At 42.7% G+C, this 22,021-nt stretch carries 15 protein-coding genes; 12 read left to right on the top strand and 3 right to left on the bottom strand.

Translation table 11 applies throughout. The features are described 5' to 3' along the window. Positions 1 to 87 precede the first annotated feature (87 nt). Complete coding sequence (adhE, locus tag DUK53_RS02185) at positions 88 to 2,688, bottom strand: bifunctional acetaldehyde-CoA/alcohol dehydrogenase (protein WP_036131078.1); 2,601 nt, start codon at positions 2,686 to 2,688, stop codon at positions 88 to 90. A gap of 477 nt (positions 2,689 to 3,165) precedes the next feature. Between adhE and DUK53_RS02180 the strand changes: the two genes are divergently transcribed. Then, entirely contained in the window at positions 3,166 to 4,935 is a 1,770-nt protein-coding gene (locus tag DUK53_RS02180; RefSeq protein WP_059140434.1) for a multicopper oxidase domain-containing protein, read from the top strand. A gap of 2 nt (positions 4,936 to 4,937) precedes the next feature. Here the strand turns inward: DUK53_RS02180 and DUK53_RS02175 are convergent, their stop codons facing one another. After that, positions 4,938 to 5,144, bottom strand: coding sequence for a hypothetical protein (locus DUK53_RS02175; protein ID WP_036131081.1), 207 nt, complete (start codon positions 5,142 to 5,144; stop codon positions 4,938 to 4,940). Positions 5,145 to 5,462: 318 nt separating this feature from the next. Between DUK53_RS02175 and rpsB the strand changes: the two genes are divergently transcribed. Beyond that, positions 5,463 to 6,248, top strand: coding sequence for a 30S ribosomal protein S2 (rpsB, locus tag DUK53_RS02170; protein ID WP_036093911.1), 786 nt, complete (start codon positions 5,463 to 5,465; stop codon positions 6,246 to 6,248). 84 nt (positions 6,249 to 6,332) lie between these two features. After that, on the top strand, positions 6,333 to 7,217 hold the full coding sequence (tsf, locus tag DUK53_RS02165; RefSeq protein ID WP_036131086.1) for a translation elongation factor Ts: 885 nt from the start codon (positions 6,333 to 6,335) through the stop codon (positions 7,215 to 7,217). Between the two features lie 128 nt (positions 7,218 to 7,345). On the opposite strand, the gene DUK53_RS02160 is transcribed toward tsf, so the two are convergent. Continuing rightward, on the bottom strand, positions 7,346 to 9,133 hold the full coding sequence (locus DUK53_RS02160) for a glycerophosphoryl diester phosphodiesterase membrane domain-containing protein (RefSeq protein WP_036131089.1): 1,788 nt from the start codon (positions 9,131 to 9,133) through the stop codon (positions 7,346 to 7,348). A gap of 200 nt (positions 9,134 to 9,333) precedes the next feature. Here DUK53_RS02160 and pyrH point away from each other — a divergent pair, with 200 nt between their 5' ends. From pyrH to rimP, 9 genes are all read left to right on the top strand, one after another. Then, on the top strand, positions 9,334 to 10,062 hold the full coding sequence (pyrH, locus tag DUK53_RS02155) for a UMP kinase (protein ID WP_036093917.1): 729 nt from the start codon (positions 9,334 to 9,336) through the stop codon (positions 10,060 to 10,062). A gap of 2 nt (positions 10,063 to 10,064) precedes the next feature. Further along, positions 10,065 to 10,622, top strand: a complete 558-nt coding sequence (frr, locus tag DUK53_RS02150; RefSeq protein ID WP_036093918.1) for a ribosome recycling factor — start codon at positions 10,065 to 10,067, stop codon at positions 10,620 to 10,622. Positions 10,623 to 11,077: 455 nt separating this feature from the next. Further along, positions 11,078 to 11,836: an undecaprenyl pyrophosphate synthase gene (locus DUK53_RS02145; protein WP_036093919.1), complete on the top strand. Its 759-nt coding sequence runs from the start codon at positions 11,078 to 11,080 to the stop codon at positions 11,834 to 11,836. Between the two features lie 12 nt (positions 11,837 to 11,848). After that, complete coding sequence (locus tag DUK53_RS02140; protein WP_036093920.1) at positions 11,849 to 12,649, top strand: phosphatidate cytidylyltransferase; 801 nt, start codon at positions 11,849 to 11,851, stop codon at positions 12,647 to 12,649. 15 nt (positions 12,650 to 12,664) lie between these two features. Further along, complete coding sequence (locus DUK53_RS02135) at positions 12,665 to 13,807, top strand: 1-deoxy-D-xylulose-5-phosphate reductoisomerase (RefSeq protein ID WP_036093921.1); 1,143 nt, start codon at positions 12,665 to 12,667, stop codon at positions 13,805 to 13,807. Between the two features lie 10 nt (positions 13,808 to 13,817). Beyond that, on the top strand, positions 13,818 to 15,083 hold the full coding sequence (gene rseP / locus DUK53_RS02130; RefSeq protein ID WP_036093922.1) for an RIP metalloprotease RseP: 1,266 nt from the start codon (positions 13,818 to 13,820) through the stop codon (positions 15,081 to 15,083). Between the two features lie 72 nt (positions 15,084 to 15,155). Continuing rightward, complete coding sequence (locus DUK53_RS02125) at positions 15,156 to 16,868, top strand: proline--tRNA ligase (RefSeq protein WP_036131091.1); 1,713 nt, start codon at positions 15,156 to 15,158, stop codon at positions 16,866 to 16,868. Positions 16,869 to 17,005: 137 nt separating this feature from the next. After that, a complete protein-coding gene (locus DUK53_RS02120) occupies positions 17,006 to 21,343 on the top strand; it encodes a PolC-type DNA polymerase III (protein WP_036093924.1) in 4,338 nt (1,445 codons plus the stop codon). Positions 21,344 to 21,543: 200 nt separating this feature from the next. After that, entirely contained in the window at positions 21,544 to 22,011 is a 468-nt protein-coding gene (gene rimP, locus DUK53_RS02115; RefSeq protein WP_036093926.1) for a ribosome maturation factor RimP, read from the top strand. Positions 22,012 to 22,021 lie beyond the last annotated feature (10 nt).

Below are 22,021 nucleotides of genomic sequence, written 5' to 3'. Positions count from 1 at the left end.
TTACAATAATATTATTATGTAAACTTTAAATAGAGAGAAAAAAGAACAACCCTGAGGGAAGGGCTGCTCTTTTCAACTATTTATAACTTAAACACCTTTATATGCGTTTATATAAATTTCTTTCAACTCAGAAACGAGCGGTTGAACTGGGTTAGCAGTCGTACATTGATCCATGAATGCGCGATCAGCAAGTGTATCAACCACTGCGTCAAATGCTTTCTTATCAACGTTTTGACCTTTCAAGCTCATGTCGATTCCGCAATCTTTACCAAGGCTGATAATAGCATCAACAAGTGATTTCACGCCTTCTTCTGTTGTAGAAGCTGGAAGTCCAAGAACGCGAGCGATTTGTGCGTAATCTTGGTCTGCACGGTAAGATTCATATCTTGGGAATAGCGCATGTTTTCTAGGTTTTGTTGCATTGTAACGAATAACGTGTGGCATCAAGATAGCATTGGCACGACCATGCGGGATGTGGAATTCAGGTCCGATTTTGTGTGCTAAACTATGGTTTATGCCTAGGAAAGCATTGGCGAAGGCCATACCCGCCATAGCAGAAGCGTTATGCATTTTTTCGCGAGCATCTTCATCTGCATCAAGAACGGATGCGCGTAATGATTCGAATACCATTTCGATCGCGCGTAGAGATAATCCACGTGTATAATCGCTTGCCATAACAGATACGTAAGACTCAATCGCATGTGTTAACACGTCCATACCTGTATCAGCTGTAATGTGAGCTGGAACAGTCATAACGTATTGTGCATCGACAATTGCTACGTCTGGAGTTAGCTCATAATCTGCTAGTGGGTATTTAATGTTGTTTTCTTTATCTGTAATAACCGCAAAAGGAGTAACCTCAGATCCTGTACCGGATGTAGTAGGGATAGCAACGAATTGTGCTTTTTCACCAAGTTTAGGATATTTGAACGTACGTTTGCGAATATCTAGGAATTTTTGTTTCAAGCCGAAGAATGAAGCTTCCGGGTGTTCATAGAATAACCACATACCTTTGGCAGCGTCCATTGCAGAACCACCACCGAGTGCGATAATGCAATCTGGTTTGAAGTCTTTCATTAATTCTGCACCTTTGTAAACTGTTACGTCTGATGGATCTGGTTCTACGTCTGCAAATACTTGATAGGACACGTCATTGCCGCGTTTTTTCAAGTGTTCGATAACAACATCAACGTATTTAAATTGAACCATTCCTGGGTCAGTTACGATGAATACACGCTCGATATTAGGCATTTTTTGTAGATATTGTGTAGAATATTTTTCAAAGAATACTTTTGGTGGCAATTTAAACCATTGCATATTATTTCTCCGTTCTGCGATACGTTTCACGTTTAAAAGGTTTGTTGCGCTAACGTTTTGTGATACAGAGTTTTTACCGTAAGATCCGCAACCAAGTGTTAGGGAAGGGATGAAGCCGTTGTAAAGGTCGCCGATTCCGCCTTGAGCAGATGGTGCGTTTACAATGATACGACATGCTTTCATACGTAAACCGAATGCAAGTTGTGCTTCGCGGTCTGTAGAATGAATAACTGCTGAGTGACCTAAACCACCATACACGAGCATTTCTTCACAACGATCGAAGGCTTGTGCTTGGTCTTTTGCTTCAATGAAAGCTAGGACTGGGCTTAGTTTTTCGTGAGATAGTGGGTAATCATCGCCCACACCTTTAATTTCAGCTACGAGCATTTTTGTATCTTCTGGAACTTTGAAACCAGCTTCGTTTGCGATCCAAGCAGGGGATTTACCGACTACATTTGGATTCAATGCGTGTGTTTCTGGATTAATGACATAGCTTTCTAGTTTTTTGAACTCAGCGCCTTTAACGAAGTAGCACTTGTTCGCTTCCATTTCGTCTTTAACGGCTTTTGCCACTTCTTTGTCGACGATTACAGCTTGTTCAGAAGCACAAATCATACCGTGATCAAATGTTTTAGATAGGATTAAGTCGTTTACTGCGCGTTTGATTTTCGCAGTTTTGTCGATGTAAGCGGGAACGTTACCAGGACCAACGCCAAGTGCAGGTTTACCAGTAGAGTACGCTGATTTAACCATTGCGGCACCACCTGTAGCAAGAACGAGCGCTACATCTTTATGATTCATCAATTGTTTTGTCGCTTCTAGGGATGGTTTTTCAACCCATTGAATACAATGTTCTGGAGCGCCGGCTGCAACTGCTGCTTCATATACGACACGAGCCGCTTCAGAAGAACATTTTTGAGCGCTTGGATGGAATGCAAAAATGATTGGGTTACGCGTTTTAATAGCAATGATAGCTTTGAAAAGTGTTGTCGATGTTGGGTTTGTAACAGGAGTTACCCCAGCAATAACGCCGACTGGTTCTGCGATTTCAACGACACCAGTTTGTTTATCTTCATTGATAATGCCGACTGTTTTGTCTGCTTTGATGCTATTCCAAATATATTCTGTTGCGAAAATGTTCTTAATACATTTGTCTTCGTAGATTCCGCGACCAGTTTCTTCAATTGCTAGTTTAGCAAGCGGCATATGTTGGTCAAGACCAGCTAGTGCCATTGCATGAACGATATGATCTACTTTTTCTTGGCCAAAATCGGCGAACGCTTTTAGTGCGCTTTGTCCGTTACTTGCTAGTGTATCAATTACTTTTTGAACCTCTAATTCTTCGTTAACAGCTTTTTCTTTCATTGCCATTTGTGAACCCTCCAATAGTATTGGGACTAAAAACGTCCTCTGGTGACATTTAACGTCCCTGTTATTTCAAAAAAATTGCGGCGGTCGACTCGCCGTCATCTTCTTGGATTTCTTATTTACAAAGTAAGTGTAACACTTCACAAAGTCTTTGTCTAGTGTTTATTGTGAATATATTCACTTAATCTCGAAAATAGTAAAAAAGACATATCTAAAAAGTGGAGCGTGATAGATTTAGCTTAGATAAGTTAAGAAAAAGAGGAGTTTCCCTTAGCCTGATTCTTAGCAGTTTATCAGAAATAGGTTAGGGGCTTCCAAGAAAGATTGTGCATTTTGTAGTATACTTGGGGAGAAGTAAGATTATATAGAAAAAGGGGTTACATAACGATGTATATGATGTTTTTTGGGAGTTCTGTATTGCTTTTAGTGGGGATGGCTATTGTATGGTCGATTCTTCCTTTTAGAGGGGGACGGCTACTTATGATGGGGAATGTACTGCTTTTGTTTGCTTGGTTTGTTGTGGCAGTAGTTGCTAGTTTGAGCATTGGATGGGAGTTTATCCGACAGATTTTTGGCATGCTCGCGCCGATGGTTGTTTCACCGTTTATTTTGTTAACGATTTTTAGGAAGCGGGAATTGTGGAATCGTCTAGTCCAACGCTATGCTATTTTTGTGGCTTGGTTTGCGGTGTTTATGATTGCTTTTCAAATACCTGCTTTTCCAGATGGATGGACGTATTTTGAGTGTTTTGGGTTGCCGATTCTTATTTTCTTCCTATTATATGTTTGGGATAGATTCTTTGGTGGGCGTTTCCAAATGCGGTGGATTGTTTCGGGGAGCGTTCTTGTTATTGTGGGGGTTATTTTTGGCTCCTTAGTTCTTAATGCGACCGCGATGCAGGCGAATGGTCATGAGGAAAGCCTGGATTGGGGCGGCGGAAAAATAACGAACGTGAAGGAGCTGGTCGACGTGACGGCACTTACTGGGCCTGATGCAGCAGTTGTTACGAAGCGTTTCCAGTTTACAGCGGCGAAAAAGAGGATGGAAATTCCTGATGGGTCAAAGAAAGAATTGTGGCTTTTTAATGGGGAGTTAACGGGGCCGGTAATTCGAGTGACACAAGGCGATGTTGTCGAAGTGACGCTGACTAATAAAAATATTGCGGATGGGATAACAATTCACTGGCATGGCTACGATGTTCCGATTGCGGAGGATGGCGTTCCTGATATTTCGCAAAAAGCTGTGGCGATTGGCGAGAGCTATACGTATCGATTTAAGGCAGACACGGCTGGAACGTTCTGGTACCACTCGCATAATCAGTCATCGGAGCAGGTGGGTCATGGTTTATTTGGTTCCCTCATTGTAGAGCCAAAGAAGCAGTCGAAAGAGGAGTTAGAGATTGTTGGTTTTGTGGCGCCGAAATATATAGATGCATCTGGTGCGCTACTTTCTGGAGACGGGACGGTACCGAAAAAAATCAAACCGGGTACTAATGTGCGAATTCGTCTTGGAAATGCACACAATAAGCCGCAAAAACTGATTTTGAACGGTACCGCGTTTCAAGTCGCAGCGATAGATGGGAACGCCATTCATAAACCTACTAATTTGAAGGAAACTTATTTACAAATTCCAGCTGGTGGTCGGATGGATGTTACCTTTACGATGCCAAATCATGCGGTGCGCTTGTTTGATGCAAAAGATGAGCGTGGTGGTTGGGTTTTCCAATCTACAACGACAACAACGAAAGCATCGATGGAAGTCCCAGATGAAGTTTTCAAGCCAGAGGAATATGGGGAGCAGCAAGCTAGTCAATTAGACGTATCGGCTGATTTTGACAGGGAATTTGAGATGGTTTTTGATAGTAAACTCGCTTTCTTTGATGGGATGGTGCATCATTTGTGGACGATTAACGGTGAGCTTTATCCGAACACACCGATGTTGATGGTTAGCAATGGTGATATCGTAAAAACGACTTTTGTCAATCGTAGTTACAGCCATCATCCCATGCATTTACACGGACATAAGATGTTGGTGTTGACGCGTAATGGCGTCGCTACAACGGGAAGCCCGTGGTGGACAGATACGCTGAACGTGAAACCTGGTGAAACATATGAGGTTGCTTTTAAGGCGGAGAATCCTGGTATCTGGATGGATCATTGTCACAACCTTGACCACGCGACCAATGGAATGATGATGCATTTACAATACGATAATGTGTACACGCCGTTTTCTGGACACACACATGAGTGACTCTACTGAAATGGATAGAATAGATAAATGAGTCCAACGCCCACTGCTGTTAGGGGTACGCCGAGGAATAGAAGGGGAAGTGTGGAACCACCCCATGCTGGTTTATTCATAACTGCACGCGTACGATAGACGATTTTCGACAAAGAAAGGCAGCCAGTACCAATGAAAAAGACAATGATACTTCCTATAAAAAATACTTGGTTATCCATTTGGAATCACCTCCTAGTATTTTATTATAGTTTCAAAAAGTGGCTAAAACCATTGGATTGTGTGACAAACTCCTTACAATTTTGCAAGTGGGAAATTTAGTAGAAAACTGTCTCCTTCTCCAAAGTTGTGAAAACGAGATAAAACACTGCAAATCACTTGTCATAGGCGGTATTCTGTGATATCATAATAAACGGTGTTAAAACATCACACACACATTGAGGACAGTGCAAAGGGTGCTTGTTTACAAGTCTTTGTCTGGTTGATTCATGTGGAGGGCGGAAAAGTCCGCAAAAAATAAAACCATAGGAGGGAATAACATGCCTGTTATTTCAATGAAACAATTACTAGAAGCTGGGGTACATTTCGGTCACCAAACACGTCGTTGGAACCCAAAAATGAAGAAATATATCTTCACAGAAAGAAATGGTATCTACATTATCGATTTACAAAAAACTGTTAAGAAAGTAGACGAAGCTTTCAATTTCATGAAAGAAATCTCTGCTGACGGTGGAACAATCCTTTTTGTAGGAACTAAGAAACAAGCGCAAGATTCAGTACGTGATGAAGCGATCCGTTCAGGTCAATATTTCGTTAACCATCGTTGGTTAGGTGGAACATTGACGAACTTTGAAACAATCCAAAAACGTATTAAACATCTTAAGAAAATCGAAAAAATGGAAGAAGACGGCACTTTCGAAGTCCTTCCTAAAAAAGAAGTTGTTCTACTTAAGAAAGAACAAGAAAAACTTGAAAGATTCCTAGGCGGTATTAAAGATATGAAAGGTCTTCCAGATGCTTTGTTCATCGTTGACCCTCGTAAAGAACGTATTGCTGTTGCAGAAGCTCGTAAATTACACATCCCGATCATCGGTATTGTAGATACAAACTGTGATCCAGATGAAATTGATTACGTAATTCCTGCAAATGACGATGCTATCCGTGCGGTTAAACTTTTGACTGCTAGAATGGCTGACGCTATCATCGAAGTAAACCAAGGTGAAGAGCAAGAAGTTCCTGTAGAAGAAGTAAAAGCTCCAGTTGTTGAAGAAACTGTTGCAGCAGCTCCGGCTCCTGTTGCTGAAGAACCAACTACAGAAGCATAAGTTACGATTTAAAACTAACAAGGTGATAAGTGGCAATCTCTTATCACCTTTTTTCAAAGATTTTTATATTAGGAGGAATTGTAAATGGCTAACGTTACAGCTCAAATGGTAAAAGAACTACGCGAAAAAACTGGTGCAGGTATGATGGATTGTAAGAAAGCATTAGTAGAAGTAGATGGAGATATGGATTTAGCAATCGACTACCTACGCGAAAAAGGTATTGCAAAAGCTGCTAAGAAATCCGATCGTATCGCTACAGAAGGTATGACAAGCGTTGTCAGCAATGATAAACATGCTGCAGTACTTGAAATCAATGCAGAAACAGATTTCGTAGCTAAAAATGACCAATTCATTCAATTAGTAAAAGACATTTCTAACCAATTACTAACTGTTCGTCCAGATAACTTGGATGACGCATTAAAAACAGAAATGCCAAACGGTCAATCCTTACAAGATTATATCAATGAAGCAATCCAAAAAATCGGTGAAAGAATTTCTCTTCGTCGTTTTGAAATTCAAGAAAAAGTGGCAGATCACGCATTTGGCGAATACATCCACATGGGCGGGCGTATTGGTGTATTAGTTGTTCTTGAAGGAACTTCTGATGATGCGATTGCAAAAGACGTTGCAATGCACGTTGCAGCAATCAACCCTAAATACATTTCACGTAATGACGTTTCTCAAGACGAAATTGCGCACGAAAGAAAAATCCTTACAGAGCAAGCGCTTAACGAAGGCAAACCAGCCAACATCGTTGAAAAAATGGTCGAAGGTCGCTTAACGAAATACCTTAGCGAAATTAGCCTAGAAGATCAACCTTTCGTTAAAAACCCAGACGTAACTGTAGGTCAATTCGTTAAAGAAAAAGGCGCTACAATCAAGTCATTCGTTCGCTTTGAAGTCGGCGAAGGTTTAGAGAAAAAAGAAGACAACTTTGTTGAAGAAGTTATGAACCAAGTGAAGAAATAAGTCATGCTTTGCGTGATTTAGATGGGCCGCTATTCAATAGGAATAGCGGTTTTTGAATGCCTAAATATCTGTAAAGACACTACAAAAAAACGAGATACGATGAAAACCAACCATATCTCGCTTCTATTCTAATTCCCAGTCAGCAAATCAATCGCATCTGATAACTTCGTGCTGACTGCTTGGTCGTTTCGTAAGTCATTTTGTACCTTCATAGCTTCTTCTGGTATCTCCGTAATGATTCCATCGACGTCTGCAAGCATGTATTTACGGGCTGCTTCTGGCGTCGTGATTGTCCAAACCAATAAGTCCATATTACGCTCACGGGCCTGTCTCTGCATGCTAGAGCTAAAGGAGAATTCCTCAATAACGATAAAATCTGCATCGACATTGACCAGGTTTCCAAAATTAAGCGGGACAATAAAGCCGACGCGCATCGCTGGGTAACGTTTCTTAATGGTTTCGACAATAGTACGATCCAGCGACTGGTAAATATAATCGCTCTCCACGCCATGTTTTTGAACTACTTTCTCAAAATTAGCAAGGAAATCCCTGGACTCACCGCCATGCGTTTTAATCTCGATATTCAGATTCACGTTCCATTTTTTCGCATGTTCAATATAGGTATCTAGTGATGGGATCGTTGATGTAAAGCCGTCTTGGCGAATCGTTACTTTTTCAAGTTCGGCCAGGGTCATATCTCGAACGTTGCGATTTATCCCGGCCAAGCGCCTCAAATTTGTATCATGAAACACGACAAACTGGTGGTCTTTCGTTTCGAGGATATCCATTTCGACAAAATCAACACCGATTTTCGCGGCACCGTGAAGGGACTCTAGTGAATTCTCGACGCCAGCACTTTTCAGTCCGCGATGGGCGATGATTTGCGTGTTATCGCTGTACGTGACTTCCGTCAGGTAAACGCCGTTAATCGTGATGAGAGCTATGATTCCAGCGGTGATAATGACATAAAAAGATTTCCGATGTGGCGTCTTCACAATTCTATTTTGCGCGCGGGGAATGACTTTATTTTCACGTGTTAAAAACATGAAATTAACGGCATGTGCGACGTAAATTGGTGTGATGGTGAAGGCGGCAATGAAGAATATTTGGCTTAACGTCAGTGAAATTCCTGCTACGACTGGCGCGGCTGGTGTCCATAGTTGCTCTGTTAAAATAGTCGGGAATAGGAAAATCAAAAAGGCGATGAAAATCAGGGCAGTGGCGACAAGCGACATCAAAACGAAAATTGTGACGATGCGCCATGTTTGCCAGCGAGTGATGACCCAGCTGCGTTTGATTGCTTGGAAAATGGTGCATTCACCGGTGAGAAAAATTGCCAGCGAGAATAATAATCGGATATTAATGTAAATCACGACGGCGATGAAACTAAAATAAAGAATCGCACCGGACGTTGATTTCAATAACTCGTTCACAATAAAATTCGGAATATAGATCCCATCCGTTAATTCAGAATGTAATCCCATTCCTGCAATTGGGACAATCAATACGAAATATAATAGGAAAATAATAAATTGGTAAGATAGTAAATATTTCGATTGCCGCAAGATTTTGCGCAGAATCATTCGAATTGTAAATGGAATTTGTTGCTGATGGTAATAGGTGATGAGAATTAAAACAGATAATTCGATGTAAATAAAAAACAACGCCAACAATCCGAAAATAACAGCAAATAGTAACCCAAGCGGATTGCGTAAAAATTCTAAAATATTCTGATCCGTAATACTGTCATAGCCAAGCGACGTCGTCATGAACTGGAAAAACAGCGCCAAAAACGGAAAAGCCAGTAATAGAATCATCGCTTGTAAAACAAATACAAATTTTATGTAGTACCATGAGTTAAAACGGGTATAAAACAAAGAAGTCCTCAAGGTTTGCCAAATTTTAATCGTGTTCATTCAATTTCTCCCCCTTATTTCTGCTTTTCATTATACGATAAGTTAACAATAATTAGTAGCCTAAATAGGGAAGGAAAATATTATTTTTGAAATTTGTATGAAAATGCTTTTGCTTAAGGCTTTTTTTTAGTATTATAGAATATGATGGAATTATTCCGAGTGTTAGGAATGAGCCAAATAGAAAGTAGATGGAGGTCAATATGGATACCCCAGAATATAAACGAGTAGTATTGAAACTTAGTGGTGAAGCTTTAGCAGGAACGGAAGGGTTTGGGATTAACCCGCGTGTCGTGAACTCCATCTCGCAACAAGTAAAAGAAGTAGTAGAACTTGGCGTGGAGGTTGCTATCGTTGTCGGTGGCGGTAATATTTGGCGCGGTAAGCTTGGTAGTGAAATGGGAATGGATCGTGCAGCAGCAGATTACATGGGTATGCTTGCAACGGTTATGAACTCTTTGTCACTACAAGATTCGCTGGAAAACGTTGGTGTAGCTACACGTGTTCAAACTTCTATTGATATGCGTCAGATTGCTGAACCGTATATTAGACGTAAAGCCATTCGTCATTTGGAAAAAGGGCGCGTTGTTATTTTTGCAGCGGGAACTGGGAATCCTTATTTCTCAACGGATACAACAGCGGCATTGCGCGCAGCTGAAATTGAGGCTGAGGTTATTTTGATGGCGAAAAACAATGTCGATGGCGTTTACAGTGCTGATCCGAAATTGGACGATACAGCAGTGAAATACGAGGAATTATCGTATCTTGATGTGATTAAGGAAGATTTGCAAGTTATGGATACAACGGCATCATCGCTAAGCATGGACAACGATATTCCATTGATCGTCTTCTCGTTTGAAGAGACAGATAACAATATCAAACGCGTGATTTTAGGCGAAAAAATCGGAACAATAGTAAGAGGGAGGAAATAATTATGAGTAAAGAAGTATTAGCACAAGCACAAGATAAAATGACAAAATCAGAGCAAGCGTTACAACATCAATTAGGATCGATTCGCGCAGGTCGTGCCAACGCATCACTACTTGATCGTGTATCCGTAGATTATTATGGCGCACCAACACCGATCAACCAAGTAGCAGGAGTGAGCGTTCCAGAAGCGCGCTTACTAATGATCTCGCCTTACGACAAAACAGCGCTAGGCGACATCGAAAAAGCGATTTTAAAAGCAGATCTTGGTATCATGCCAAATAACGACGGTGAAGTTATCCGCATCGCGATTCCACAATTAACGGAAGAACGCCGTAAAGAGCTTGTAAAAGAAGTGAAAAAAGAAGCAGAGGATGCAAAAGTTGCGGTTCGTAACGTGCGTCGCGATGCCAATGATGATTTGAAGAAATTAGAGAAATCCGGCGATATTACAGAAGATGATTTACGTAATTTCACGGAAGACGTGCAAAAATTGACAGACGCAAGCATTAAGAAGCTTGATGAGATTGCGAAGAGTAAAGAAGAAGAGATAATGGAAGTCTAGAAAAGCTGAAAGAGCCCGTTAGACCCGAAAAAATTTGTTAGGGGCCGCAATAAAAACCCGCACTTGGTTTTTGTGGAGGGCACGAAAATTTCGAGGGTCTGGCTCTTGAAGCTGGATCCGGAGACGCCAAACCCCGAATCCCACTACCGCTTCACGCATATTGAGGCATGAAACATTGCTTTTTCAATATGCGTGAGGCGGTTATTTCTTAGTAATATCGGTAGGATGAATTTCAGGAAATCTTTGAGGTGGGCATTGCACCACAAAAAAAACGACTGATTTTATACATGCCCACACGCATATGGAAGCTCTAAATCGGTATGAAAAACGGCAACAACACGAATCTCATGGATTTCTTATTTACTTTGAGCAAGTTATAGTACATAATTTCTGTTATTTTTGTTATTATAGGTATAGACGTGCCGACTCTTGGTAATTCTATTGGAGGAAAGAACATGTTTAAGAAGATATTTCGTCAAGATGAGAATGAGATAAATAATGAAATTTCAGCGGAACTTCCTTTGCCAAACCATGTTGCGATTATCATGGATGGGAATGGGAGATGGGCGAAGAAGCGTTTTTTGCCTAGGGTTGCTGGGCACCGTGAAGGAATGCAAGTAGTGAAACGCATGACGCGCTATGCGAATTCGCTTGGTATTGATGTTTTAACGTTGTACGCTTTTTCTACAGAGAATTGGAAGCGGCCGAATGATGAGGTTGATTTTCTGATGAAGTTGCCGGGCGAGTTTTTCGATACGTTTATTCCGGAATTGATGGAAGAGAATGTGCGCGTGAATGTCATGGGGTATAAAGAGGAATTGCCGAAACATACGCTGGATGCTGTGGAGCGCGCGATAGAGGCAACGAAGGGGAATACCGGACTTGTGTTGAACTTTGCGCTGAATTATGGCTCGCGGGCCGAGATTGTGACGGCGACACAGGCAGCGATGCGGGAATTGCTTACTGCGGGGCTTACTGCGGAGGATTTGACGGAGGAACGGTTGGCGAAGCATTTAATGAGTGCCGGCTTGTCGGATCCCGATTTGTTGATTCGAACGAGTGGCGAGCTTAGACTCAGCAATTTTATGTTATGGCAACTTGCATATAGCGAGTTTTATTTTACAGAGACGCACTGGCCTGATTTTTCGGAAAGCGATTTTAAGCAGGCGGTTGTGGAATATCAGAATCGCTCGAGACGCTTCGGGGGCTTATAGGGAGGATATATTGTGAAAACAAGAATTATTACAGCAATCGTAGCTTTGGCGGTGTTCCTGCCGTTTGTGATCTATGGAAAATTGCCATTTGAACTGCTTAGCATGTTGCTGGCAGCGATCGCATTATATGAAATTTTAGTAATGACCAAGCAGAGTCTGTTTTCGGTGAACGGGATTATCACGCTCGTATTGACGCTCACGATTGCAGCGCCGATAAGGTTCATCGACTGGCTTCAGGAATACAATATTACGCAAATGGAAATTATTTTTGTCTGTATGGCATTATTGTTATCGTATACGGTGTTTTCCAAGAACCGCTATCATTTTGATCAAGTTGGTATTGGCATTTTAGCAGCTTTTTATACAGGATTAGGCTTTCATTATTTAGCGGAGACGCGGAATGCGGGGCTAGAGTATGTTATTTTTGCGCTATTAATTGTTTGGATGACAGATACGATGGCCTATTTTGTCGGTCGGTCTCTTGGGAAGCATAAATTGGCGCCTAATGTGAGTCCGAATAAGACGGTGGAAGGCTTTGTTGGTGGTGTCGTTTTTGCGGTCATCATCGCCGGTGGATATTATTTATACATGGGATTAGATGGAAATCCATTTGTCATTGCAGCTTTGATTGTCGTGCTATCGATTTTCGGTCAACTAGGAGATCTGGTGGAATCCGCACTGAAACGTTACTATGGCGTGAAAGATTCTGGCAAATTGTTACCTGGGCATGGCGGAATTCTAGACCGATTCGATAATTTACTCTTTGTTTTACCACTTCTTTTGCCATTGCTACATATACTTCAAATTTTATAAAATAGAGGTGTACTGATGAGAAAAATTAATTTATTAGGCGCAACGGGTTCGGTTGGAAGCCAGACACTTGCGATTGTAAGGGAACATCCAGAATTATTTCAAGTTGTAGCGCTCTCGTTTGGACGCAACATCAAACTTGGAACGGCGATTATTCACGAGTTTCAACCGGAAATTGTATCGGTGGAGCATCGCCGGGATTATGAGAAATTAAAAGTAGAGTTTCCTGGAATGAAAGTTTACTATGGCGCGATGGGTTTGCAAGAAGTTGCGACGTATAGTCATGGCGACATTTTAATTAATGCGGTGATGGGCAGCGTTGGTTTACAGCCGACATTGGATGCGATCGCGGCCGGGAAAGAGATTGCGATTGCGAATAAAGAGACGTTAGTAACAGCGGGGCATTTAGTAATGCGTGCTGCGAAAGAAAAAGGCGTGCGTTTGGTGCCCGTTGACAGCGAACATTCCGCGATTTTCCAATGCCTACAAGGTGAGAATCCGGCGAATATCGATAAATTGATTGTGACGGCATCTGGTGGTAGCTTCCGTGATAAAACGCGGGATCAGTTGAAAGATGTGACGGTTGCTGAAGCGTTGGCGCATCCGAACTGGTCGATGGGGAACAAGATTACAATCGATTCGGCGACGATGTTCAATAAAGGGTTAGAAGTTATTGAGGCGCATTGGTTGTTCGACTTGGACTATGACAAAATTGATGTCGTGATTCATCGCGAAAGTATTATTCACTCGATGGTCGCATTTAAAGATGGCAGTCATATCGCGCAACTTGGGTTACCAGATATGCGTGTGCCGATTCAATATGCGCTGACACATCCAGAACGCTCCAGCATTTCCTTCCAAAAACCGTTTGATATTACGGATTTTGGTACGCTTCACTTCGACAAAATGGACTTCCATCGTTTCCCAGCATTGAAATTAGCGTACACTGCTGGTAAAATAGGTGGAACGATGCCTTCCGTTTTGAATGCAGCGAATGAGATTGCTGTTGCTGGCTTTTTAAATGGTCAGGTTGCTTTCCAAGATATCGAGGCGCTCGTTGAAAATGCGATGAATCGCCATAAGGTAATACCCACCCCTGATTTGGAGACTATTTTCCAAGTAGATCAGGAAACACGTGCTTACGTGAAGACACTTTTATAGAGGTGAAACAATGACAACCATTATTGCGTTTATATTTGTTTTTGGCCTGATCGTTTTCTTTCATGAACTCGGACATTTCTTATTTGCAAAAAGATCTGGTATCCTAGTTCGCGATTTTTCGATTGGTTTTGGTCCAAAAATATTTGCTTACCGCAAGAAAGAAACACAGTACACATTAAGGCTTCTCCCCATCGGCGGTTACGTGCGTATGGCGGGTGAGGACGGAGAAGTTGTTGAGCTGAAACCGGGTTACCGTGTTGGCTTGATTTTAAACGATGATGAAGTCGTGACAAAAATTATCATCAATGGAAAGGATCAATATCAAGATGTGCAACCGCTTGAAGTTTCTGGGAGCGATCTTGAACGAGAACTTTTCATCGAGGGTTACGAAGAATACGATGAGGACAAAATTGTTCGCTATCAAGTGGCGAGTGATGCGGTTGTCGTCGATGGCAAATTAGAAACGATTATTGCACCGTATGACCGTGTTTTCCAATCGAAATCACTTGGTAAACGGGCGATGACTATTTTTGCAGGACCGTTATTCAACTTTATTTTAGCTATTATAATCTTTACAATTCTTGCTTTTGTGTCAGGAAGCGTTCCTTCGAATGATCCTGAAATCGGGCAAGTGATGGATAATGGTGCGGCGCAGGAAGCTGGTTTGAAGCAAGGCGATGAAGTTATTTCCATCAATGGCAAGGCGATGGATTCATGGCAGGATATTTTTTCTACTGTGGAGAAAAGTCCGAATAAAGAGCTTGATTTCAAAGTCGAGCGCGATGGAAAAACACAAGATATCGATGTAACACCGAAAGCGGAAAAAGCACAGGACGGTACAAGCGTTGGTAAAATTGGTGTCGCACAACCAGGGTCGGATTCGTTCTGGACGAAAATAACATACGGCTTTACGCAGACGTGGTTCTGGATAACGCAAATCGGTCACGTGCTTGGCCAAATGGTGACGGGGGATTTCTCGCTCAACATGTTGAATGGCCCAGTTGGAATTTATACGTCGACGCAAGAAGTTGTGAGTTATGGTTTCTTGACGTTGCTCAATTGGACAGCCGTTCTAAGCATTAACTTAGGAATCGTAAATTTACTGCCACTGCCAGCACTGGATGGTGGACGTTTACTATTCTTCCTGTACGAGTTAGTCCGCGGGAAACCACTAGATCCGAAAAAAGAAGGTATGGTGCATTTCATTGGCTTTGCCTTGCTGATGGTATTGATGTTGCTCGTTACGTGGAACGACATCCAGCGAGCGTTTTTCTAAGATAAATAGGGGGAACCTGAGAGCGAGATTGTTCTCAGGTTTTAAGATAAAAATTAGGGGTGTGATTTGAGTATGCGTCAAACATTGAGCTTTATTCCAACATTGAAAGAAGTACCTGCTGATGCAGAGGTGAAAAGTCACCAGTTATTATTACGTGCGGGATTTATCCGCCAAACGGCAAGTGGAATTTATAGTTATTTACCACTCGCAAAATTAACATTGCAAAAAATCGAGACAATTATTCGTGAAGAGTTAAATCGAATCGATGCGGTCGAATTATTATTACCAGCCTTGCAACCAGCAGAACTTTGGCAAGAATCCGGTCGTTGGGAAGATTATGGCGCGGAATTGATGCGTTTGAAAGATCGTAATGCACGCGATTTTGCATTAGGTCCAACACATGAAGAGGTTATCACATCGCTTTTACGTGATGAAGTTAAGTCGTATAAACGCTTACCTTTAACGATGTATCAAATTCAGACGAAGTTCCGCGATGAATTGCGTCCGCGTTTTGGTTTGTTACGTGGCCGTGAGTTTATTATGAAAGATGCGTATTCTTTCCATGCGACGGAAGCAAGTTTGGACGCGACATACGATAAAATGTATCAAGCGTATTCGAATATTTTCACGCGTTGTGGCTTAGATTTCCGCGCGGTTATTGCGGATTCTGGTTCTATCGGCGGGAGTGAGACGAAGGAATTCATGGTATTATCGGATATCGGTGAAGATACGATTGCTTACAGCGACGCTTCTGATTATGCGGCAAACGTTGAAATGGCGCCAGTGATGCATATGGAGAAGAAATCACACGAAGAAGCAGGCGAACTTGAAAAAGTAGAAACCCCTGATCAAAAATCGATTGCGGACGTTGTGTCATTTTTAGATGTTCCGATTGAGAAAACCGTGAAGTCGATGCTTTACGTGTTAGATGACGAGGAAATTATTATGGTTCTTGTTCGTGGGGATCATGAAGTGAACGATATCAAAATTAAAAACGCGTTATCGGCGACGACGGTAGAACTTGCATCGAATGAACAAGCGGTGGAATTACTTGGTTCTGGATTTGGTTCGCTAGGTCCAATCGGCGTGCCAGAACACGTTCGGATTTTTGCGGATAATGATGTGCAAGATGTTGTAAATGCAGTGATTGGTGCAAATGAAGAGGGCTATCACATGATTAACGCGCAACCAAAACGTGATTTTAACGTGCATACGTATTTTGATTTGCGTCTGATTCAAGAAGGTGACTTATCTCCGGATGGGCATGGCGTGATTAAGTTTGCGGAAGGTATTGAAGTGGGTCATATCTTTAAACTGGGAACAAAATACAGTGAAGCGATGGACGCGACGTTCTTAGATGAAAATGGCCGCAGTAATCCGTTTATCATGGGTTGTTACGGTATCGGCGTTTCTCGATTGCTTTCGGCGATTGCGGAACAGCAAGCCGATGAGTCTGGTATAGTTTGGGATCGTAGTATTAGTCCACTGGATTTACATTTAATTCCTGTCAATATGAAGAGTGAAGAACAGGTCGCATTTGCGGAAGAACTCTACGCTTCTTTACAAGAAATGGGATTCTCTGTGTTGCTAGATGACCGTTCTGAGCGCGCGGGCGTGAAATTTGCCGATGCCGATTTGATTGGATTACCAATGCGTGTTACAGTTGGTAAGAAAGCAGCAGAGGGCATTGTCGAAGTGAAGATTCGCAAAACGGGTGAAATGATTGAAGTTCGCAAAGATGAACTTATGAATACATTGCCGATTTTATTAGGTGAAAACGCGTAAATATAGATGGAAATGTCCAGCTTTGGAGAATATCTCATGGCTGGACTCTCCCATTTTTAGAAGGAAAACAAAAAACGTCTTACGGGGTTCACTGGGAAGACGTTTTTTTGTTAAGTCACGAAAAGGAGTTGTCGAGATTGTCTATTACAGATGTAGAAAAGCAAGAACGATTCCAAATTTTGTTGCAGCAAATTGGATTAGGAAATGATGCCGTATTTCAAGATTTTACGAAGGATGGGAAAATCGAGAAATTGGTTGTAGATAAAGCGAATAAGATCTGGGAATTCCATTTGGATGTCGCGCAAATTTTGCCGTTTGAATTGTTTCAGATGATGCGCGTGGGAATGAATCAGGCGTTTCAACAGATTGCGCAGACGACGATGCGGATTCATGTGCGGGACGAGACTGTGACGGAGCGCTTGGTGGAGGATTATTGGAACGATACAATTGCGCCGTTCGCGAAGCAGTCGCCGATGATTGGACAGTTGTTGATTGAGCAGAAACCGACGTTTGTTGCGCCTAATTTTATGGAGGTTCGTGTACATAATGAGATGGAGCAGACGACGATTGCCCAGCGTTTTCAACCAGCGATTGCCGAGAGTTTGCGCGAAAAAGGATTTCCGACGATGATGTTACGCACGAACTTGTTGGATCAGTCGGAAACGGAGCATTATAAGGCTTTTGTGGAGGCGAAGGAAAAAGAGGACCAGGCGAAGGCGCTGGAAGCTGTGCAAGTGATGCAAAAACGGGCGGAGCAACAGGCCAATGGCGAAGGTGGCGGTGGACCAGCACCATCTGGGCCGTTCCAAATTGGGTATAAAATCAAGGATGATGAGGAACGCAAACCACTTGGCGATATTTATGATGAGGAACGCCGCATTACGGTTGAAGGTTATGTTTTTGCGTCGGAAATTCGGGAGTTACGTAGTGGCCGGAGCTTGTTACAATTCAAGATTACGGATTACACGAGCTCGATTATTATCAAGATGTTTTCGCGCGATAACGACGATGCTGCCATGTTCCAGAATATGAAAAAAGGCATGTGGGTTCGCGTTCGTGGTAGTGTGCAGATGGATACGTTTGTCCGCGATTTGATCATGATGGCGCAAGATGTCAATGAGATTGCGGGCGTGAAGCGCTTAGATACGGCGGAGGAAAAACGCGTGGAACTTCATCTGCATACGCCGATGAGTCAAATGGATGCGACATCATCTGTGGCGGACCTCGTGAAACAGGCGGCCGATTGGGGTCACCCGGCGATTGCGATTACGGATCATGCGGTGGCGCAGTCTTTCCCAGAAGCTTACGGTGCCGGCAAGAAAAACGGTGTCAAAATTCTGTACGGGATTGAGGCGAATTTGATTGATGACGGTGTGCCAATCGCGTACAATGAGCGCCACACAGCTTTGAAAGACGCAACCTATGTCGTGTTTGACGTGGAGACGACTGGTTTGTCCGCGGTATACGATACGATTATCGAGCTCGCTGGTGTCAAAATGAAAGACGGCGAAATCATCGATAAATTCGAGGCCTTCATTGATCCAGGTCATCCACTTTCCGCGACGACGATCAACTTGACGGGAATCACGGATGATATGGTGAAAGGCTCAGATCCGATGGAAGTCGTGCTACAGAACTTTAAAGATTGGTCGGGGGACGCGATTCTGATTGCGCATAATGCCTCTTTTGATATGGGCTTCATCAACACGGCTTACGGCAAAGTAGGCATTGCAAAAGCAGAGAACTCGGTCATCGATACGCTAGAACTGGCCCGTTTTCTCTATCCCCATTTTAAAAATCATCGGTTGAATACGTTAACGAAGAAATTCAATATTATCCTAGAACAGCATCACAGAGCCATTTTCGATGCGGAGGCGACGGCTTATCTCGGTTGGAAGTTGATTAAAGACGCGAAGGAAATGCGCGATATCGATTTTCACGACCAATTCAATAATTACATGGGAGAAGGCGATGCTTACAAGCGTGCCCGTCCATTCCATGCTACCATTTATGCAAAAACCGATGTCGGACTGAAAAATTTATTCAAACTCGTGTCGATGTCGCAAATCAATTACTTTTTCCGAGTTCCTAGAATTCCTAGATCGGAGCTTAATAAACTTCGCGAAGGACTCATCGTTGGTTCAGCCTGTAATCAAGGCGAAATTTTTGAAGCGATGATGCAAAAAGGAATGGAAGATGCAGAACGGGTGGCAGCCTTTTATGATTTCATTGAAGTACAACCGAAGCCAGTTTATGCGCCACTTATCGAACGGGAATTAGTTCGCGATGAAAAAGCGCTCGAAGAAATTATCGGCAACTTGGTGAAGGTCGGTGAAAAAATTGGCAAACCTGTTGTGGCGACTGGAAATGTACATTATTTGAATCCAAACGATAAAATCTATCGCAAAATCTTGATTCATTCGCAAGGCGGGGCAAATCCGCTGAACCGTGCGTCACTTCCAGATGTTCATTTCCGTTCAACCGATGAAATGCTTGCTGAATTTGCCTTTTTAGGTGCTGAAAAAGCAAAAGAAATCGTTGTCACAAATTCAAATCTCGTGGCGGATTGGATGGAGAATCTGAAACCAATCAAAGACGATCTGTACACGCCAAAAATTGAGGGTGCTGAAGATGAAGTCCGCAATATGAGCTACACGATGGCACGTAGTATTTACGGTGATGAGCTACCAGAAATCGTTGAAGCGCGTCTCGAAAAAGAGCTGAAAAGTATTATCGGTCACGGTTTCGCGGTTATTTATTTAATCTCACACAAACTCGTGAAAAAATCGCTAAACGAAGGCTATCTCGTAGGTTCACGTGGTTCGGTGGGTTCCTCCTTAGTCGCAACGATGACGGAAATCACCGAAGTAAATCCGTTACCACCGCATTATGTTTGTTCGAAATGTAAGCATTCCGAGTTTTTCGATGACGGTTCGGTCGGTTCTGGATTTGACTTGCCAGATAAAGAATGTCCGGAATGTGGGGCGGCGCTTACGAAAGAAGGTCAAGATATTCCTTTTGAAACGTTCCTTGGCTTTAAAGGGGATAAAGTTCCCGATATAGATCTGAACTTTTCTGGGGAATATCAGCCGATTGCCCATGCGTACACGAAGGAGCTTTTCGGTGAGGATTATGTGTATCGTGCTGGAACGATTGGTACGGTCGCTGAGAAGACGGCGTTCGGTTACGTGCGGAATTACGAGCGGGACATGAATATGACGATTCGTGGGGCGGAGATTGACCGTCTCGTGCAAGGCTGTACCGGCGTAAAAAGAACGACTGGTCAACATCCTGGGGGGATTATCGTTATCCCGGATTATATGGACGTCTATGATTTCTCTCCAATCCAGTTTCCAGCTGACGCGACGGATTCAGAATGGAAAACAACCCATTTTGATTTCCACTCGATTCACGATAATGTATTAAAACTCGATATACTCGGACACGACGATCCGACCGCGATTCGGATGCTTCAAGACCTAAGCGGTATCGATCCGAAAACTATTCCTACCGATGACAAAGAAGTGATGAAACTGTTCGGTTCCACGGAATCACTCGGTGTAAAACCAGCAGATATTGATTCGAAAACCGGCACACTCGGCATCCCTGAATTCGGAACGCGTTTTGTGCGGCAAATGCTTGAGCAAACCAAACCGACAACATTCTCCGAGCTTGTTCAAATCTCTGGATTATCCCATGGAACTGATGTATGGCTTGGAAATGCGGAAGAACTCATCAAAAACGATATTTGTTCGCTCGCCGAAGTTATTGGTTGTCGTGATGACATCATGGTTTTCCTTATCTACCAAGGCCTCGATAGTTCCCTTGCCTTCCAAATCATGGAGTCTGTGCGTAAAGGAAAAGGGCTCTCCGAAGAAATGGAAGCCGCGATGATTGAAAATAAAGTGCCGAATTGGTACATCGATTCGTGTAAAAAAATTAAGTACATGTTCCCGAAAGCCCATGCTGCTGCTTACGTACTCATGGCTGTCCGGATTGCTTATTTCAAAGTGCACCACCCATTGTTCTTCTACGCGACCTATTTCACTGTTCGTGCCGATGATTTCGACCTGACAGCGATGGTCAACGGAAAAGAAGCAACAAAAGCGAAGATGCAAGAAATCAACGCCAAAGGACTAGAAGCATCGATGAAAGAAAAAAGTTTGCTGACGGTTCTAGAGATTGCAAACGAGATGCTAGCTCGCGGATTTTCGTTCCAAAAAGTAGACTTGTATAAATCAAGCGCAGACGAATTTATCATTGAAGGCGACCAGCTAATTCCACCGTTTAATGCGATTCCAAGTCTTGGAACCAACGTTGCCAAAGCGATTGTAGCAGCGCGTGAAGATGGCGAATTCCTATCAAAAGAAGACTTGCAGCAACGTGGAAAAGTCTCCAAAACCATCATTCAATATATGGATGATCAAGGGTGTTTAGAAGGTTTACCAGATCAAAATCAGCTCTCGTTATTCTGACGATAATGGCTCTATACAAGGCGACGCAGGGCCTAATGTTTGCGAAGGAAGAATGTTTGTGTTATAGTTAATAATGAAATTACGATAACTCAACCAAGAGTGGGCCGACGCCCACTCTTTCCTTTTGCAACTTTGCAGGGTTAGATTGTCGTAAACCACTGGCAATACTAGCTTTGTCAGATATATTAAAGGAGGCTAAAATGAGTAAAGTTCTTGAACAAGTCGAAGAAATCGTGTTGCCAATCACAACCGAACTTCAACTGGAACTGGTCGATTTAGCGTTTGAAAAAGAAGGAAAGCACTGGTATTTGAGGGTATTTTTAGATAAAGAAGGCGGCATTGATATCGATGAATGTGCCTTGGTTAGCGAGAAACTGAGTGAAATCTTGGACAAAAATGACCCAATTACACAAAATTACTTTCTGGAAGTATCATCACCAGGCGCAGAACGACCATTGAAAAAGGAAAAAGATTTTGAAGCAGCCATTGACAAATGGGTCCACATCACAAGTTACGAGCCCATCGCGGACCGTAAAATGTGGGAAGGAACACTCACGAAGTATGATGGCGAGACACTAACTGTTGAAATTTTGGATAAGACACGTAAAGTTGTCTGTGAAATTCCGAAAGACAAAGTGGCCAAAGCAAGACTAGCGATTAAATTTTAAAAGCGGTAAA

Origin of the sequence: Listeria sp. SHR_NRA_18 (genome assembly GCF_003856515.1) — a bacterium.
GTDB classification, from domain to species: Bacteria; Bacillota; Bacilli; order Lactobacillales; family Listeriaceae; genus Listeria_A; species Listeria_A newyorkensis.
The sequence above is the reverse complement of the archived record's forward strand: the minus strand, read 5'-3'. Positions and strand labels throughout refer to the sequence as shown.

Coding starts and splice junctions, on each gene's coding strand:
- pyrH (WP_036093917.1), top strand. CDS start 9,334: ATGGATACCCCAGAATATAAACGAGTAGTATTGAAACTTAGTGGTGAA.
- rseP (WP_036093922.1), top strand. CDS start 13,818: ATGACAACCATTATTGCGTTTATATTTGTTTTTGGCCTGATCGTTTTC.
- DUK53_RS02175 (WP_036131081.1), bottom strand. CDS start 5,144: ATGGATAACCAAGTATTTTTTATAGGAAGTATCATTGTCTTTTTCATT.
- adhE (WP_036131078.1), bottom strand. CDS start 2,688: ATGGCAATGAAAGAAAAAGCTGTTAACGAAGAATTAGAGGTTCAAAAA.
- DUK53_RS02160 (WP_036131089.1), bottom strand. CDS start 9,133: ATGAACACGATTAAAATTTGGCAAACCTTGAGGACTTCTTTGTTTTAT.
- DUK53_RS02180 (WP_059140434.1), top strand. CDS start 3,166: ATGATGGGGAATGTACTGCTTTTGTTTGCTTGGTTTGTTGTGGCAGTA.
- DUK53_RS02135 (WP_036093921.1), top strand. CDS start 12,665: ATGAGAAAAATTAATTTATTAGGCGCAACGGGTTCGGTTGGAAGCCAG.
- rimP (WP_036093926.1), top strand. CDS start 21,544: ATGAGTAAAGTTCTTGAACAAGTCGAAGAAATCGTGTTGCCAATCACA.
- DUK53_RS02145 (WP_036093919.1), top strand. CDS start 11,078: ATGTTTAAGAAGATATTTCGTCAAGATGAGAATGAGATAAATAATGAA.
- DUK53_RS02125 (WP_036131091.1), top strand. CDS start 15,156: ATGCGTCAAACATTGAGCTTTATTCCAACATTGAAAGAAGTACCTGCT.
- rpsB (WP_036093911.1), top strand. CDS start 5,463: ATGCCTGTTATTTCAATGAAACAATTACTAGAAGCTGGGGTACATTTC.
- frr (WP_036093918.1), top strand. CDS start 10,065: ATGAGTAAAGAAGTATTAGCACAAGCACAAGATAAAATGACAAAATCA.
- tsf (WP_036131086.1), top strand. CDS start 6,333: ATGGCTAACGTTACAGCTCAAATGGTAAAAGAACTACGCGAAAAAACT.